At 49.2% G+C, this 14,930-nt stretch carries 15 protein-coding genes; 4 read left to right on the top strand and 11 right to left on the bottom strand.

The genetic code is table 11. The features are described 5' to 3' along the window. Positions 1-6: 6 nt before the first annotated feature. The 9 genes from dhaL to E6P06_RS16605 form a co-directional block, all read right to left on the bottom strand. A complete protein-coding gene (gene dhaL / locus E6P06_RS16645) occupies positions 7-639 on the bottom strand; it encodes a dihydroxyacetone kinase subunit DhaL (RefSeq protein ID WP_003020881.1) in 633 nt (210 codons plus the stop codon). A gap of 11 nt (positions 640-650) precedes the next feature. Then, on the bottom strand, positions 651-1,721 hold the full coding sequence (dhaK, locus tag E6P06_RS16640) for a dihydroxyacetone kinase subunit DhaK (protein ID WP_139935466.1): 1,071 nt from the start codon (positions 1,719-1,721) through the stop codon (positions 651-653). A gap of 325 nt (positions 1,722-2,046) precedes the next feature. Beyond that, on the bottom strand, positions 2,047-3,321 hold the full coding sequence (locus E6P06_RS16635; RefSeq protein WP_003841543.1) for a Glu/Leu/Phe/Val dehydrogenase: 1,275 nt from the start codon (positions 3,319-3,321) through the stop codon (positions 2,047-2,049). Positions 3,322-3,641: 320 nt separating this feature from the next. Further along, on the bottom strand, positions 3,642-4,610 hold the full coding sequence (locus E6P06_RS16630) for a spore coat protein U domain-containing protein (protein WP_008322599.1): 969 nt from the start codon (positions 4,608-4,610) through the stop codon (positions 3,642-3,644). A 13-nt stretch (positions 4,611-4,623) separates the two neighbouring features. Next, positions 4,624-6,909 (bottom strand): fimbria/pilus outer membrane usher protein, encoded by a 2,286-nt coding sequence (locus E6P06_RS16625; protein WP_139935465.1) that lies wholly within the window; start codon positions 6,907-6,909, stop codon positions 4,624-4,626. A 55-nt stretch (positions 6,910-6,964) separates the two neighbouring features. Further along, positions 6,965-7,687, bottom strand: coding sequence for a molecular chaperone (locus E6P06_RS16620; RefSeq protein ID WP_046671107.1), 723 nt, complete (start codon positions 7,685-7,687; stop codon positions 6,965-6,967). 14 nt (positions 7,688-7,701) lie between these two features. Continuing rightward, positions 7,702-8,232, bottom strand: a complete 531-nt coding sequence (locus tag E6P06_RS16615) for a spore coat protein U domain-containing protein (RefSeq protein ID WP_003020867.1) — start codon at positions 8,230-8,232, stop codon at positions 7,702-7,704. Between the two features lie 309 nt (positions 8,233-8,541). Further along, entirely contained in the window at positions 8,542-9,273 is a 732-nt protein-coding gene (locus tag E6P06_RS16610) for a MerR family transcriptional regulator (protein WP_048232160.1), read from the bottom strand. Between the two features lie 203 nt (positions 9,274-9,476). After that, positions 9,477-10,706: a diguanylate phosphodiesterase gene (locus E6P06_RS16605; protein ID WP_139935464.1), complete on the bottom strand. Its 1,230-nt coding sequence runs from the start codon at positions 10,704-10,706 to the stop codon at positions 9,477-9,479. 317 nt (positions 10,707-11,023) lie between these two features. On the opposite strand from E6P06_RS16605, the gene ycgZ reads away from it, so the two are divergent. From ycgZ to E6P06_RS16585, 4 genes are all read left to right on the top strand, one after another. Then, on the top strand, positions 11,024-11,260 hold the full coding sequence (ycgZ, locus tag E6P06_RS16600) for a regulatory protein YcgZ (RefSeq protein WP_003020856.1): 237 nt from the start codon (positions 11,024-11,026) through the stop codon (positions 11,258-11,260). Positions 11,261-11,301: 41 nt separating this feature from the next. Beyond that, a complete protein-coding gene (locus E6P06_RS16595) occupies positions 11,302-11,574 on the top strand; it encodes a hypothetical protein (protein WP_016150365.1) in 273 nt (90 codons plus the stop codon). Between the two features lie 34 nt (positions 11,575-11,608). Further along, positions 11,609-11,875: a biofilm development regulator YmgB/AriR family protein gene (locus E6P06_RS16590; RefSeq protein ID WP_003020849.1), complete on the top strand. Its 267-nt coding sequence runs from the start codon at positions 11,609-11,611 to the stop codon at positions 11,873-11,875. Between the two features lie 132 nt (positions 11,876-12,007). Continuing rightward, positions 12,008-12,559: a LuxR C-terminal-related transcriptional regulator gene (locus tag E6P06_RS16585; protein WP_003841344.1), complete on the top strand. Its 552-nt coding sequence runs from the start codon at positions 12,008-12,010 to the stop codon at positions 12,557-12,559. A gap of 77 nt (positions 12,560-12,636) precedes the next feature. On the opposite strand, the gene E6P06_RS16580 is transcribed toward E6P06_RS16585, so the two are convergent. Both E6P06_RS16580 and E6P06_RS16575 read right to left on the bottom strand, forming a co-directional pair. Next, positions 12,637-13,896: an MFS transporter gene (locus E6P06_RS16580; protein ID WP_139935463.1), complete on the bottom strand. Its 1,260-nt coding sequence runs from the start codon at positions 13,894-13,896 to the stop codon at positions 12,637-12,639. A 65-nt stretch (positions 13,897-13,961) separates the two neighbouring features. Then, the gene (locus E6P06_RS16575) at positions 13,962-14,909 is read right to left on the bottom strand and encodes an aminoimidazole riboside kinase (RefSeq protein ID WP_139935462.1); all 948 of its coding nucleotides are present in this window, start codon (positions 14,907-14,909) and stop codon (positions 13,962-13,964) included. Positions 14,910-14,930 lie beyond the last annotated feature (21 nt).

The following is a 14,930-nucleotide window of genomic DNA, read 5'->3' as shown; positions in this document are numbered from 1 at the left end:
TTATCCTTACTCTCTGGACGCCTGAGCCAGCATTTGCATCATAAACATGACCGACGTTGCGCCGGGATCCTGATGCCCAATGCTGCGCTCACCTAGATAGCTGGCGCGGCCTTTGCGAGCCTGCATGGTGATGGTGCTTTGCGCTGCGACTTCCGCTTGTTGGCTTGCCGCTTCCAGAGCTGCCTGGACGCTCAGCTTCTGTTCGCATGACTGGCGTAAAGACTCCACTACCGGCAGCCAGACATCGCACATGGTTTTATCGCCAGGTTCAGCCTTACCGCGGCTAATCACACCTTCTGCGCCATCACGAATCATTTGATACAGCTCTTCAAGCGTCAGGCTTTGATGAGCCTGAGTCACCTGGGCGGCGCGGATAAAAAACGTGCCAAACAGCGGTCCACTGGCCCCGCCGACGCTTGAGAGCAGCACCATACCGGTGTTTTTCAAAATAAAGCCGATGTCTTTGTCCGCGATGGACGGCAGCTTTTCAACGACTTTGCTGAAACCACGATGCATGTTCAGACCGTGGTCGGCATCGCCGATCTCCCGGTCAAGTCCGGTGAGAAAATCACTTTCAGTGGTGAATATTTCACCGCAGCGATAGAGCCAGTTAACAATCTGTGTTCTGTTGAGGGACATCATGAATCTCCTTATTTACCCCAGTTGAGAGCAGGGGTGTGAACCGGTGCATCCCATAAGTTCAGCGTTTCGTCATCCACCTGTAACAGGGTGATGGAGAAGCCGGTCATATCCAGAGAGGTACAGTAAGAACCGATCAGGTTGCGCTCAATGACGATGCCTGCATCCTGGCAACGGCTTTCGAGGCGGTTATACACGCCGAAGAGTTCAGACAACGGCGTCGCACCGAGATTATTGACCAGCGCAATAACCCGATCGCCACTTTGTAACGCACGCTTGCTTTCTTTACCTTCATGCCACGCGCCCTGGACGTTGTCCCAGTGGCGGAGCGTACGGTTGTAGTTACCGTTTTCCAGCAGGGTATCGAACATTTCATCAACGGTCTGATCGAGAGAGGTGAAGGTGCGGCGGTCAATGCCCGGTTCCCCGTGGATACCTACGCCAAACTCCATCTCGTTATCCTGTAACGTGAACGACGGTTGTCCGGCTGCCGGAACGGTACAGGCGCCAATGGCTATGCCAATGGAGTGGCCCTGGTTATTCAGCTTACGACCCAGCGCCGCACAGGCTTCCAGCGAGTCACCGCGTTCGGCGGCCGCGCCGACCAGTTTTTCGATCAATACGGTATTAGCCACACCACGACGTCCGGCGGTATACAAACTGTCTTTCACCGCCACATCGTCATCCACCACCATGGTGGTGACTTTGACGCCGCTTTCGTGCAGCAGCTCGGTAGCGGTTTCGAAATTAAGAATGTCGCCGGTGTAATTTTTGATTATCAGCAGCACGCCTTCCCCGCCATCAATTTGCATGGCGCATTCGAACATTTTATCCGGCGTGGGGGAGGTAAAAATCTCACCCGGGCAGGCGCCGGAGAGCATGCCCTGACCAATGTAGCCGCAATGCATAGGCTCGTGCCCGCTGCCGCCGCCGGAAAGCAGCGCCACTTTGCCCATCACCGGTGCATCTGCGCGGGTGACATACACTGGGTCCTGATGCAGTGCCAGGGAAGGATACGCTTTCGCCAGTCCGGCGAGTTGTTCATTCAGTACGTCTTCAACACGGTTGATCAATTTTTTCATTATTTATGCTCCGCAGACAGTCCTGGATGGCTGCCAAATTTGGGCAGGCATCTGATGTAGGGTATCGGTTTGTACAACGCCACGGCGACCGCTCGCTGCCGATAAGGTAATTTTGCACACGGGTTTGCAAAAGAAAATTGCTGTGAAGAGCGTTTCAATACGAAACATAGCAGCATAATAATGTTCCGTATTGGAACGTCATGGTGCATAAAACAGCGAAAGTGAGAGGTCGGGCGGTATTTGTGCGGAAAGTTTTTGAACGATTTTTTATGGAAAACAAACCACCTGCAGAACAGGTGGTTTGTAGGCATGGTCGATTTCGGCGTTAGCCCGGATAAATTCCGCGATCTTTTCGTGCCAGCAGAATGCGTTCGCAGGCAACGATGTAGGCTGCGGTACGCAGGGAGCAGGATTTCTCAGCTGCTTTTTCCCAAACATGCACCATCGCATCAGTCATAATTTTGTCCATGCGATTGTTGATCTCTTCTTCACTCCAGAAGAAGCTTGCCATATCCTGAACCCATTCGAAGTAGCTGACGGTTACGCCGCCGGCGTTACAGACCACGTCAGGCACAACCACGATACCACGGCTTGCCAGCACATCATCGGCATCCGGATAGGTTGGGCCGTTAGCGCCTTCAAGTACCAGTTTACAGGTCAAGGTTTCCGCACGGTGACGGGTGATCTGACCCTCGAGCGCGGCCGGAATAAGAATATCCATATCCAGGCTCCAGAAGGCCTCGCTGGCGATGGTTTCAGCGCCCGGGAAACCGGCAATCTGTTTGTGCTCTAACTGCCAGGCAGACAACGCGGTCATGTCGATACCTGTGGAGTTAAACAGCGTAGCGGTGTGATCCTGAATCGCGACTACGCGTGCACCAGCTGCCGCGAACAGTCGGGCTGCTTCGCTGCCGACATTACCAAAACCTTGCACTGCAACGCGAGCACCTTCAACTTCGATGTTGGCACGGCGCGCGACTTCCAGACCGCTGACGAAAACGCCGCGACCGGTGGCTTTATCACGACCTAATGAACCGCCAAGGTGAATAGGTTTACCGGTGACCACGCTGGTCACGGTGGTGCCGTGGTTCATGGAGTAGGTATCCATCATCCAGGCCATGACTTTTCCGTTAGTACCTACATCCGGCGCAGGAATGTCTTTCTGCGGCCCAATGATAATGCCGATTTCGCTGGTATAACGACGCGTTAAACGCTCCAGTTCGCCTTCAGACAGCGAGAACGGATCGACGCGCACTCCACCTTTGGCACCGCCGTACGGCAGGTTCAACGCTGCGCATTTGATGGTCATCCATGCGGACAGGGCCATCACTTCATTAAGATCAACATCAGGATGATAACGCACACCGCCTTTGCCCGGCCCGCGGGAGAGGTTATGTTGCACGCGATACCCTTCAAAATGACGGATAGTGCCGTCATCCATCTGCACCGGGATGTCGACAATCAGCGCGCGTTTTGGGTGGCGCAGGGTATCCACCCAATGGGAAAGTTCGCCCAGGTAAGGGGCCACACGCTCGATTTGTTGCAGGTAGGTATTCCAGGCAGATGTGCTGCTATCTGAAGCGTAAGATAACTTATCCATGATAAACCTTAGTTATAAAAGTAATATGTTCTTAATTTGGCCGTGGTATACAGTGAATCTCACCATATAAACCTAAATTTAACATTTTTTTCATAGAAGGGCCTGCCCGGCCAGCACGAATTATCGCCATGATTAGTATGGGCTTTAACTTGCGATTGAATAGTTATTCTTTTTTTTGCTTGTATCTGGGTTGTTTTGCAGGGTGCGTAATTTAATATGCAGAATATATAAAAATCGTAATTTGTTAGATTTATGACGCACCTCTAAAAGTAAATAATTTGATAACAAAATGTATTTGCTTTATTGCGGTTAAGATGAGGTCAGTAGGTTACGGCGATGGTAACGGTATCGGCATAGTTGTCTGGCGTGTAGTTCGCGCTGGGGACGGTGGCGTAAACCGGGTAGGTAGTTGTTGTTCCCGTACCGTTGCCCGCGACGGTATTGAGTGATGTATTGCCCCAGACCGTACCGGAAGGACCTGGCGTCGAACTAAGCTGGTAGGGGACTTTATCCGTATTTGACCCCGTGCCCGCCATCACGCCGCTGCCTGCCGTATTACCGTTGGAGGGCTGAAGCCCGATGGTGTAAGGCGTGTTATTGGAACATGCTACGCCCACGGTATTTGAAGCCGTAAGGTTCCGCCCGGTTGCCCTGGCTGGCGCAAAGCTAATATCGGTTGCAGAGGTGATATTGCACTGTTTGCTTACGGTCGCCGATACGGTGAAAGGCAGCCTGGCGGCAACCGTATCGCCACAGGTTGTTGGCGGGAAAAGCAATCCGGGATTGAGAGTGACAAGGGCTGTGGCCGTCGTATAGCTATCCTGATAATTTCCGGGGACGGCTGCGGTTTGTGGCGTGACGATCTGCGCCGATACCGTGAGTGAACCCGTCACTGGCGTCAGATTCAGCAGGTTAAGCTGTACCATGGGAAAAGTGGTTCCCGACTGATACTGGCTGCCCCAGACTTTGGTGCGCCCGCTATCCTGGTAAAGCTGGTATGCCAGCGTTCTGGCAGGCGTTCCGCTTAATGACATATTTCGCGGTGTCACCTGGCCACTGACGGCCGAGGCGCCAATATTAAAACAGAGATTGATCCCTGCCAGCGCGTCACCAAGCTCTTTGGTGCAGGTGTAACTGAACGTCATTGATGACGTTGCGCCTGTCGCAGACAGTGGATTGACCGAACCTAAATTTATGGGTTGCACATTGCTCACCGAACAGGTTACCGCATGGCTAATTGCCGGACAAAAAAGTACGGCAGCGATGAGTAGCAGATGTCTTAACCTCATGAGCGCACTCCTGTTAGTGTGGGCGACAAACCAGCGGGCCTATTTGTACAATCCCCTTTGCTGACACAGGATAGTCAAATTGCACGCGACAACTACCGGTGTCCGTCTCAACGCGCAGCGTGTTGTGCTGTTCCAGGGTGTCGAACCAGGTCATCCCATCAAAACCAACGACAGACGACTGTCCTTTTCCGTTGATGGCGTAAGCCATGCTGCCTTCAGGAATTGGCTTACCCTGATTGTCGACGAGAAGGATCTGCGCGGCGCGTACGGGGGTGATGCCAAAACTAACCAAAGTGCCGGAACGATCGGCAGGCGTGGCATTCGTCTCAACGCGTGCGATCCGCATATTGGTGGGGAGATCCATCGGGTCAATACTGATCAGGTTTTTTTGATAACTGTTGAGCGGCGTGACCAGCAGTAGTCCCTGGTCATCGCTGCGACCAATCAGGTTATTTTGCAATTTGACTGGAACATCTGGCACGCCGTCAGTTGAGACGACGGCAAAACCATTGTTGATTTCCCTTGCTGCAAACAAGCCCCCTCCCATGGTCACCAGCGATCCGGTTGCGCCTGCGTAGCCGTAATGGTTATCTGGTAAACGGCTGAATCCCGCGTACGCTTTACCATAACGCCCCAGATATCCTACTTCTCCCTGGCCACTTTGTCGGGAAGCCTGCTGACTGGCGGCCAGATTCCAGCCCCAACCGCCGTCGGCAGGCGGCGTCTTGCTGGCGTTGAGCTGATAGCCGGTTTCATCGTTGGTGCGTTGTAGCGTGCTGCTGGCGCTAAGATTGTTATCAGTGGTAATCGTTACCATCAGATAGAGACTGCGATCGCGGTTATCGTCAATGTTCTGGTTGAGTCCGGCATTCAGTGAGATGTTGTCTGTAACGGATTTGAACCAGCTGGCGTTGGCGTAGCGCACCGCATTTTCGTGTGGATAACGAAACTGCAGGTAACTCAGGCTGACATTTCCGGCAGATTCCAGCGAATAGCCAATGACCGTGTTGCTGTTAAGCGTTGGGGGCGGCTCACCATAATGGGTGGCGACATCGCGGTAATCGCCAGAAGTTGCCGTGGTACTGGTGCTGAAATTAAACCGTTCGCCGGACCAACGATAACCAAAGCTATACAGAAATCCGTTCTGCCCTGAATCGCTACTTGCGGCAAGTGATGTCGAAAATGTGCCGCTGCGGGTTCCCGGGATCCAGTCGTTACTGAAGCCTGCGTTAATTAGTCCATCGCTGGTTTCTGCGTGAGCCCCGGCGGTCAACGTATTGCTAAACCCGCGACGCCACGTAGCGCTCAATACCGGTGCGCTGGCATAGTCAAAAGAGGAATAACCATAATTTTCGCGTACCGTGCCCAATTCTGCCGACCAGGCGGTTAATCCTTCCCGCAGGAGTTGTTGATCGTTGTAGAACGAGAAATTTTGTACGCTCGTTCTGCCCAGCGCGTCTGTCATCATCACCTGACCCGTTCCCGCGCCGCTGATGTTAGGCATGGTGTTGATCTGAAAACTACCTGCGGGGACTTCTCCGTTGTAGTACCTGACACCGTCCACGTACAGCTCAACGTTTGATGGCAACGTCGCGGATCCCAGATATGCAGGGAGCGGGGTGGTTGGCATATAGGGCTGTAAACCAAAATCGGTGCCTATCTGAATGCCACCGATACGCGTTGGTCGGGACCAGATGAGTGAGCTTGTCAGGGTATCGCCAACGGTTAACGCCAACATCGTATCAGGAAATGAGGTACGCCAGCTGGTATCAAGGCGCTCAAAGCTGTTATCGGCGTATCCCTCGGTGGAGTACTGCGTCAACTGGGTGGTGCTGAGCACGCCGGCAGCATTGAAGGCGCGAAGTTCACTGAAGGTATTTATTGCGCTCTCATCCCCCTGCTGGGTATAGATATCATAATTGAGCAGCGCTCCGCGTGATGTTGTTGCCGTTGGCGCGGTTTCGGTAGGCGAGTTAAGCTGCATGGTTGCAAGATCGAGTGAACTAAGTGGCGCAGTAAGCGAGAGCGTTTGCAACTGAACGTTGTAGTCAATGGTTAGCTGGGGGATATCGTTCAGGCAGACGGCGTTAGTGGCGTCTGGAGCAAAGCGAAAGCCCATTTTACTCAGGGTATTAGCTCCCGCATAAAGCTTTCCATTATCGTAGGCAAAATGTACCAGCCCAACGGGATTCCCATTCAAGGTGACATCGAGATACAAATCGACTCCCGTAATTTGTGAGGTGCTATTAATAACACCATTCTCACTCTGGTTATTATTCAGCGTTTGTGCGCAAACCATTCCCGATATTAATACTCCATTGAGAAAGCAATATTTCACCAGAAGCCAGAGTCTGTTACAGATCTTGTACTGTTTTTTGGCCATTGATTGTGACTTCAATTTTCCCGCCATAATGGTTATTACTGGCCGACGGGGAGACTATCCAGCGCATTGTTGAGCCTGGTAAAACGTAGCCTAATAGTCCGGGTGTAATGACTTTTTTAGTACCGTCAGGGCTTATAAATGTTGCAGCAGATAACTGTGCATGCCCATTTCCCTGATTACTGACTTCAATAAATTTTTTGCCATCCAGTTGTTGTAATTTCCATTGCAGTTTTGCCTGCGTTTGTGCCGCTGATGTTGGTTGAATGAAAACGGGAACGGAATAATGCAGCACAAACTGAAGCTTATTTTTTTCAACTTTTGCAGGCGGTAACTCATCTATCGACAAACGATAAGCGTCTTCGGCATGTGCCGAGGGAGGGCTTGTGCGAATAACTCGAATCAACTGACGTTCTCCAGGGGCTAATGCCAACATCGGCGGGCTTATCACCAGCCCCTGAGAGGGGGAAAGTTTGTTGTCATAAGCACTTTGACTCCAGCGAAAAACCCGAACCTGGGCATTGAGCACATTTTCACCTGCGTTACTCAGCCAGATACCATCGGCATTTTGCGTCGCTTGCAACGTTAACGTGACCGGGGCTATTTGCAGCCCACTGGCGGTGGCAAGGTTGGCGCTCGCAACCATCCCTAGCAGGCATGCGCAGGCACACTGCTTAACAGGCAGTTTTACTTTCATTTAGCTTCCTGAAGTTAGTAGTTAACGTTAACCGTTACCGTGTCGGCATAGTCGTCAGGAGTGAAGTTGGCGCTCGGTGCGGTGGCATAAACAGTAAAAGTTTGCACCAGACCGGTCCCTGTCGCTGCTACGCCATTCCCAGGTGCGGTGTCGGTGGCGGTATTTCCCCATACCGGACCTGTTGCTGACGTGCGATTTAGCTGATAGGGCACTTTATCGGTATTGGTGGCAGCGTTAGCCACAGAGGACATAGCGCCCGAGCCCGTCGTCGTCCCTCCATTGGCAGCCGACGGCGCCAGGCCGATAAAATAGGGCGTGGTTTTTGAGCAATTAATTGAAATAGTGTTGCTTGCACTGGTATTTGTCGCCGTGGTATTCACCGGACCAAGTGTGATATTTGAAGCCGAACCCGCAGTCACGGTACAGGCCTTTTGAATTGTCATCAGCACCTGAAATGTTCCGTTAACGGTTGCTGCATTTGCCACAGAGATAATGGAAAAGGCGCAGCAACAAAGAATTAAGCGTTTGTCTAAGACTAGAGCCATATCCTTTACCTTTTTCAAATAACCACATTTATTACTTTAGAAAAACAATAATGTGGCACAAGAAGACATAATTTAACCCTAGAATAAGTATTAGGTGTACGCCAGTTGATCTAATGAATTTTACTTAGGAAAAAGGTGATGTCGTCGACAAAAAAATAATACCAACGGGTGAGTATGTTGTTTTGTTTTTATGCTATGGCGGGTGTTAAGTCAGGAGAATAGGGGGCAACATATTCCTTGGATGGTACTCAAAATAACCACCCAAAAAATGAGAGTCGTATGATTTATCTTACACGTATTACGTATTGGCTACGGGCTGTGGAAAATGACCTTATAACCTTGCTCATTCCAGTGTTGTAGCAGTTCATTTTGTCTGCGGGTTGGCGCGATACCGGTCCAGACAAAAAGCGTTTGCCCAGGGAAAAGTTCAGGTCTTGGCGATTCAATGGGTTCAGCCAGAACGGCAATATGCCAACCAGATTGCGATAAACGCCAGGCTTCGAGCCACAGACGGGTTCTGTCTTCAACATCCCAGGCCATCAGGAGAGCATCCTTTCCTGACTTGCGCCGCGTTTCAGACAGCAGTGTTGCAACATATTCAATCAATGCGCCATCAAACATGCTGTTCATTATGCGGGATGTATTATGGTCAAGTATCAGCCGTTGACGTACGGGAAGATAAACGTGATCAATCAGCGCATCTACGGGGTGAACCCGACCGAGTGCGGTAATTTTGGCTCGCAGCTTCGGTGGATGCGCCATGCGAAGAATGCTCATCATCTCTTCTTGTAATTGATTCCAGTCGTCGTCAGCTTGACGGGTACTGGTTTCCAGCAACGCCTTAACTTTGCCAACAGGTATGCCATTGCTAATCCAACGTTTTATTTCTTCAATACGCTGAATATCTTCTTCATCAAAGAGTCGGTGGCCACCTTCACTGCGTTGAGGTTTGAGTAAACCGTAACGTCGTTGCCATGCCCGAAGGGTGACAGGATTTATCCCGCAACGTTCTGCGACATCCCCAATGCTGTAATAAGCCATAGTTCCCCCGGACACTCCTGATTCTCCGTCACCGATATGCGGCTCCTGCTACTTTGTACAACATTCATCAAATTGTACAAAACATATATAAGATTCTAGCAAAATTAAGATTTACTTTACTATCATGCAAGGAGTAAATGCTGTTTTTTTATGTTCAGCATGAGGGCGGTTGTGGTGATTGTTGATTTATAACAATGCGTTAGTTATTTTGACGCTGAGAAATCATTTTTCTCTGGCCATGCAACAGATGGAATACCATTCAGGCAGGCTTGTGCAAAAAGGTTACCCTGGAAGATTTCAATGCCCGCGGATTCAAGCCACATCCACTCTTCGGGTTTTTCAACGCCGACTGCGGAAATCATAATTTCCAGTGACGCGCAGCATTTGATAATTGCCTGAATGATAGCCTGCTGCGGTCCACTTTTATGCACATCCGTGATCAGCTCGCGGCTTATCTTAATTCGGTCGGGTTGAAAACGAGACAGAAGCTGAAGCCCGGCAAAACCAGCCCCAAAATGATCTATCGCCACACAGATCCCCGTTGCCTTGAGTGACTTCACGGCCTGCGCGAACGTATCAAAGCGAGAAATAACTTCACTTTCGGTAAACTCTACAATGATTTGTTCAGGCACCAGCCTGTGCGCAGCGATTTCGTTTATAAGAAAGCTGACTGCATTGGGTTTGTTTACCAGGGTCATGGGGAGCAGATTGACTGACAGCATTTTGTCGTTAAGTCCCAGCGCGCTTGCCATTGCAAAAGCAGTCTTTTTGCTCTGCAGATCCGCGGTATACAGTTCCTCAGGATTTAAGTTGTCAAAATAAGTTGCGGGCGTTTCACCGTCTCTACCACGAATAAGTGCTTCCAGAGCAATGACGCGTTGCGACATAGGATCGATAATTGGTTGAAAAGCAAAGCTGAAATCTATATCGGATGGGAGTGTGTTTTCATCCAGGAGAGTACAAGAGTTGTCGGCAATAAAACTCCAGCAATCCGGCGCTGGTATTTCAAAATAGCTCGATTTTTCCGTCGCAAGGACAAATGTGCGGAAAAACTGTAACGCCCTGTCATCATAGGTGAGCTGAAATTTTGATGTTCCCTTATTCAGTACAGCTTGCAGAACGTCATTGCGTTCATGTTTTTGTAGATCAAATAACTCCATTCCCACTTTTCCGAATCTTCTCGCAGGAGCGTAATCACACATCAGCTCAACGATATTGTGGTGCCGTGGATCGTTACAAATACAACAATAAATCTCTTTTACCTGCTCCTCAGGGCCTTCAAGCAGTTGGAAAAAGTGGTGACCGTTAAAGAGTAAGATTCCCGTAACATCAGATCGCCTGTTTTTGATATTTGCGGCTGTCACCATATCCTCAAGCGCTTTGATGGGGGCGTCATCACGTAGATGGCTGCGGTAAATAATGGTCGTGAGCATGGACAGTCCGGGAATAAGGGAGAGGAAGGTATATGACAGTATCAGACAACCCAGGTTATGTCCTGATTTTAATACATTATTCTAACTTTAACTTCACAATTGAACGGTCTGATTAAGATGAAATTTAGCCATGTTACGGCGTGGTTTGTACAGTGATCCTAATGTTTATATCAATTGAGACAACTGTAAGTAATTGATTTATATTATTTAGCACATTTTGGTAAAAACAAATTAATCTTGTTGTACACATTTTTGGTACAACTTTGCTACTGTTATAAAACTTAATATTCACCAGCATTTTGATACAGGAGCATGACATGCAGCAGCATAACGTTCGCACTGATACTGCAAGCGCGATTTCTCGTTACTTTGCAAAGGCGCATCTGCCAACTCAACAGGAAACATTGGGAGAAATTGTCACTGAGATACTCAAAGATGGACGTAATCTGAACCGCAAATCACTTTGCACTAAGCTTCTGTGTCGTCTTGAAAAAGCATCAGGGGAGAAAGAACAAAAACATTACAATGCGTTAATTGGCCTGCTCTTTGAATAAAATAAACCCCTTATATGATAGGGGTAAGTAGTGAAGGCGTTATGAAGAAAACTGATAGTGAACGCTTGAAACATGAAATTACAGGTTTGGCTGTGCTGGAAATTCTGCGAATGCATAGAGACGTTTCGTTAGCTGCAGTGATTAAGCAATTGCGACTTATGCAGGCCAGTGAAATGGATGGCACACGCAAGCAATTAATTGACAGCGTTATCAATGATTTTACAAACATTAATCCGGAGAAAATAAGCAGAAAACCGGATAAAACCAGAGATGAGAGTGCATTCAGTGCCAGCAAAAACCCTAAATTACATTAAAGATAATCTTCCAGACTATACAAGCGAGGTTACCATGCTCCATGAAATTAATGTCCACAACGTAATGACGGATAAAGCTTTATCAAGTTACTTCCATAATGCAGGTGAGCTATTAGCAGATGAGTCTGTGGTATTGGGGCAGGCGGTAACAAATGTAATTCTTGCAGGTGATAATGTTAATAATAAAAACATCATTTTAAGCCTGATTGGTTCTCTGGAGTCAACGGTTGACGTTGTCCAGGCAGATGTTATCAGAAAAACCCTGGAAATAGTATTGCGCTACACAGCTGACGATGTTTAATAAGTCTTCATATTAACAAAATATGTACAGTACCCTTGTTATATGCTGAAAGCCCTTATGCTAAGCATTTTTTGGATTAAGACTATACATAGCACCCCTCTAAATCAATTATGATTTTTCATTGAGGCCATAATGATGAACATCGTTCAGGAACATACTCTAAACGCAGAGTTATGGATTGATGATATTTTTATCAGGCAAGGGTTAAAGAATATTCTTGCAGATATCGTTTTTGAAGATGACAAGGCGCGACTTGTATTCTTTACCGCGAATCACTTTGAGGCGGTAAAAAAGCAAAATTACAATCTGAAAACGCATCGTCTGGTATTGCTGATTGATGGTCATTTGTATCAGTATCTTAATGATGTTTCGCTTTACAGACTACCAGTAGATATCGGAGTTGCCTCAATCAAACAATTTATTATTGATATTACTCGTGCTGGTGGTAATCACGAGAATCAATCTGATTCAAATATCTCATTAACCGCGAGAGATAAATATATTTTAACGCAGTTAGGAGAAGGTCGAACTATTTTTGAGATATCCGCATTGTTAAATCTACACTTAAAAACGATTTACCAGGCCCGGCAGAATCTGATCAAGAAGCTTGGTTGTTCTGGGCTGATTGATTTTCAGGGAATACTGCGAGCGCAAATATTCCGCAACTGGCTGGAACATGCCTGAGTAAATCGACAGTTCGTACTTACTGTTGAAGGGTACGACAGGGCTAATGGCCCTGTCGCGATATTAATAAAACTTCGCTATTCTGTCACCAGTTCATTGATACCCTTCTGCTGATGATGCTTTTTACTCAGCGAGAAGTAGCCAAATATTAGTGTTATTACCACGATGCTCGCCATAATCAGGAAGATTTCCTGATAGCCCACTTTATCAAACAACTTACCGACAGGCAGTGACAGCACGATGATGCCAATGGAACTGGCGATATTGAAGCCAATAAGATATATCGTTGACGACAGGCGCTTATCAAAATTCGCTACGCTGAATTTAAACACTGAAATAACAAACAGTGGGACCTCCAGCGCATGGAGCATTTTAATCAAGGAGATAATATATATATCGGTGAACAGTGCTGAACCCAGGATTCGACAGGTCATGATTGTTCCACCCAGCAGCAATGCGGATTTAGGCCCGATGCGGTTAATCAGGAACGGAACCAGCGCCATACCGACGGCCTCCATAAAGACTTGTACCGAGTTGAGGTAGCCGTATACGCGTGGTGCCAGTTCGGGATCGTCAAATAAGCTGGCGTAAAACACCGGGAACATCTGCTGATCGTAGATGCTATAGAACGACCAGGTGCCGACGACAAAGATAACGAAAAACCAGAACTGCGAATCTTTAAAGATGGTGAGAAAATCCTTTCGGGTCAGCGCGTCTGGCTCGGGCGAACGTGTATCCGTGGATGCCGGGGCCGGTGCGTCGGTTTTGAACAACACGTTAATCACCAGGAATAACACCCCCATGACCGACACGCACCAGAAGTTAATGTGTGGGTTGATGCTGAAGAAGATACCGCCAACAAAAGTCCCTGCGGCGTAGCCAAGCGATCCCCAGAAACGAGCAGTGCCGAATTCAAAGTTGAATTTACGGCTCACTTTCTCGACGAAGCTTTCCACCAGACCGCAACCGGCGAGATAGCCAAGGCCAAAGAAAATGGCGCCTAGCACCATGCCAAGCTTGAAGTTGGAGACCAGCAGCGGTTCATAAACATAAATCAGGAACGGACCGCTGAGCGTGATGACAGTCCCCATCATCCAGATAAGGGGTTTGCGGGTACCGAGCTTATCCTGCAGAAAACCGTAGCCCAGCATAAACAGCATGCTGAAAAACTGGTTTACGGCATACAGCATTCCCAGCTCCGTTCCGGACAGGCCAAGTTTATTTTTTAGCCATATTGCATAAAAAGACCACCACAACGACCAGGCGGCAAAGAAAAAGAGCAGATACCCGGATGAGTATCGATATTTATCATTACTGAACGGCATATTTATCTTCATGATTTTTCCAATCCAGATCAGGTCATTGTAAGGTCTTTCTGATACGACGTAACGAGTGCGCTTTATTACGAGGTAATCGTTCTCCGTAGCGACGGTTGCGACTGAATAAAGCTGCTCAGGTGTTGGCTGTCGGGAAACGCGCTTAGCGCGCCACGCCGGGTAGTCGCCAGAGCACCACAAGCGCTGGCCTGCTCGATAAGCGGAAGTAGCGTTGACGTCGATGTGGGCCAGCCTTCTCCGGCGAGTGCCGCCAGCAGCCCGGCCATAAAGGCATCACCGGCGCCGGTGGTATCGATGCTGTCGACGTGATAGCCGCTTAAAGTCAGCCTGTTGTTCTGCCAGAAAACGATAGCGCCGTCGGCACCGCGGGTGATGATTTTCAGGCGTGCGGGAAAATCAGCCAGGCGTTCGCAGGCGCTGCTTAAATCCTCGGTCTGTGTTAGCCAAAGCAGTTCTTCCTCTGACATCTTCAGAATGTCGCTCTGCCGGGCAAACTCGCTGACAAGGTCAAACATCTGCATCTCGTTGCTCCACATCTGCGGACGCAGATTGATGTCAAAGCTCAGCGTACCGCCGGCCTGTCGCAATGTGGCCATTGCCTGGGTGAGGGTGGCGCGGCACTCAGGGGCGACCAGCGCCAGCGAGCAGAAGTGCAGATTATCGGCACCAAAGTCGGGCAGGCTCGCCGGGCTGAGAAATTGATCGGCAGACGGATTAACCAAAAACTCAAACTGCCGCTCACCGTTGGGAGCCAGTGAAACCAGTACGGTACTGGTGTGCTGTTGTGCATCAAACTCCAGACTTCCTGTATCCACCTGCGCTGTTACCAGCGTCTGATGCAGAAAGCGGCCAAAAGTGTCATTGCCCACACGGCCGATAAAGCCGCTGTCATGGCCGAGGCGGGCGACGCCGATGGCCACATTGAAGGGCGCGCCTCCCGCACAGGCTTCAAACTGCATATTGTCGCGCGGTAGCAAATCCACCACGGCATCTCCGAGCGTCCAGATTGTCATTATTTTTCCCCAAAGCAATGA

Source organism: Citrobacter sp. CF971, assembly GCF_006385635.1.
GTDB classification, from domain to species: Bacteria; Pseudomonadota; Gammaproteobacteria; order Enterobacterales; family Enterobacteriaceae; genus Citrobacter; species Citrobacter freundii.
This window is presented reverse-complemented; position numbering and strand designations above follow the sequence as displayed.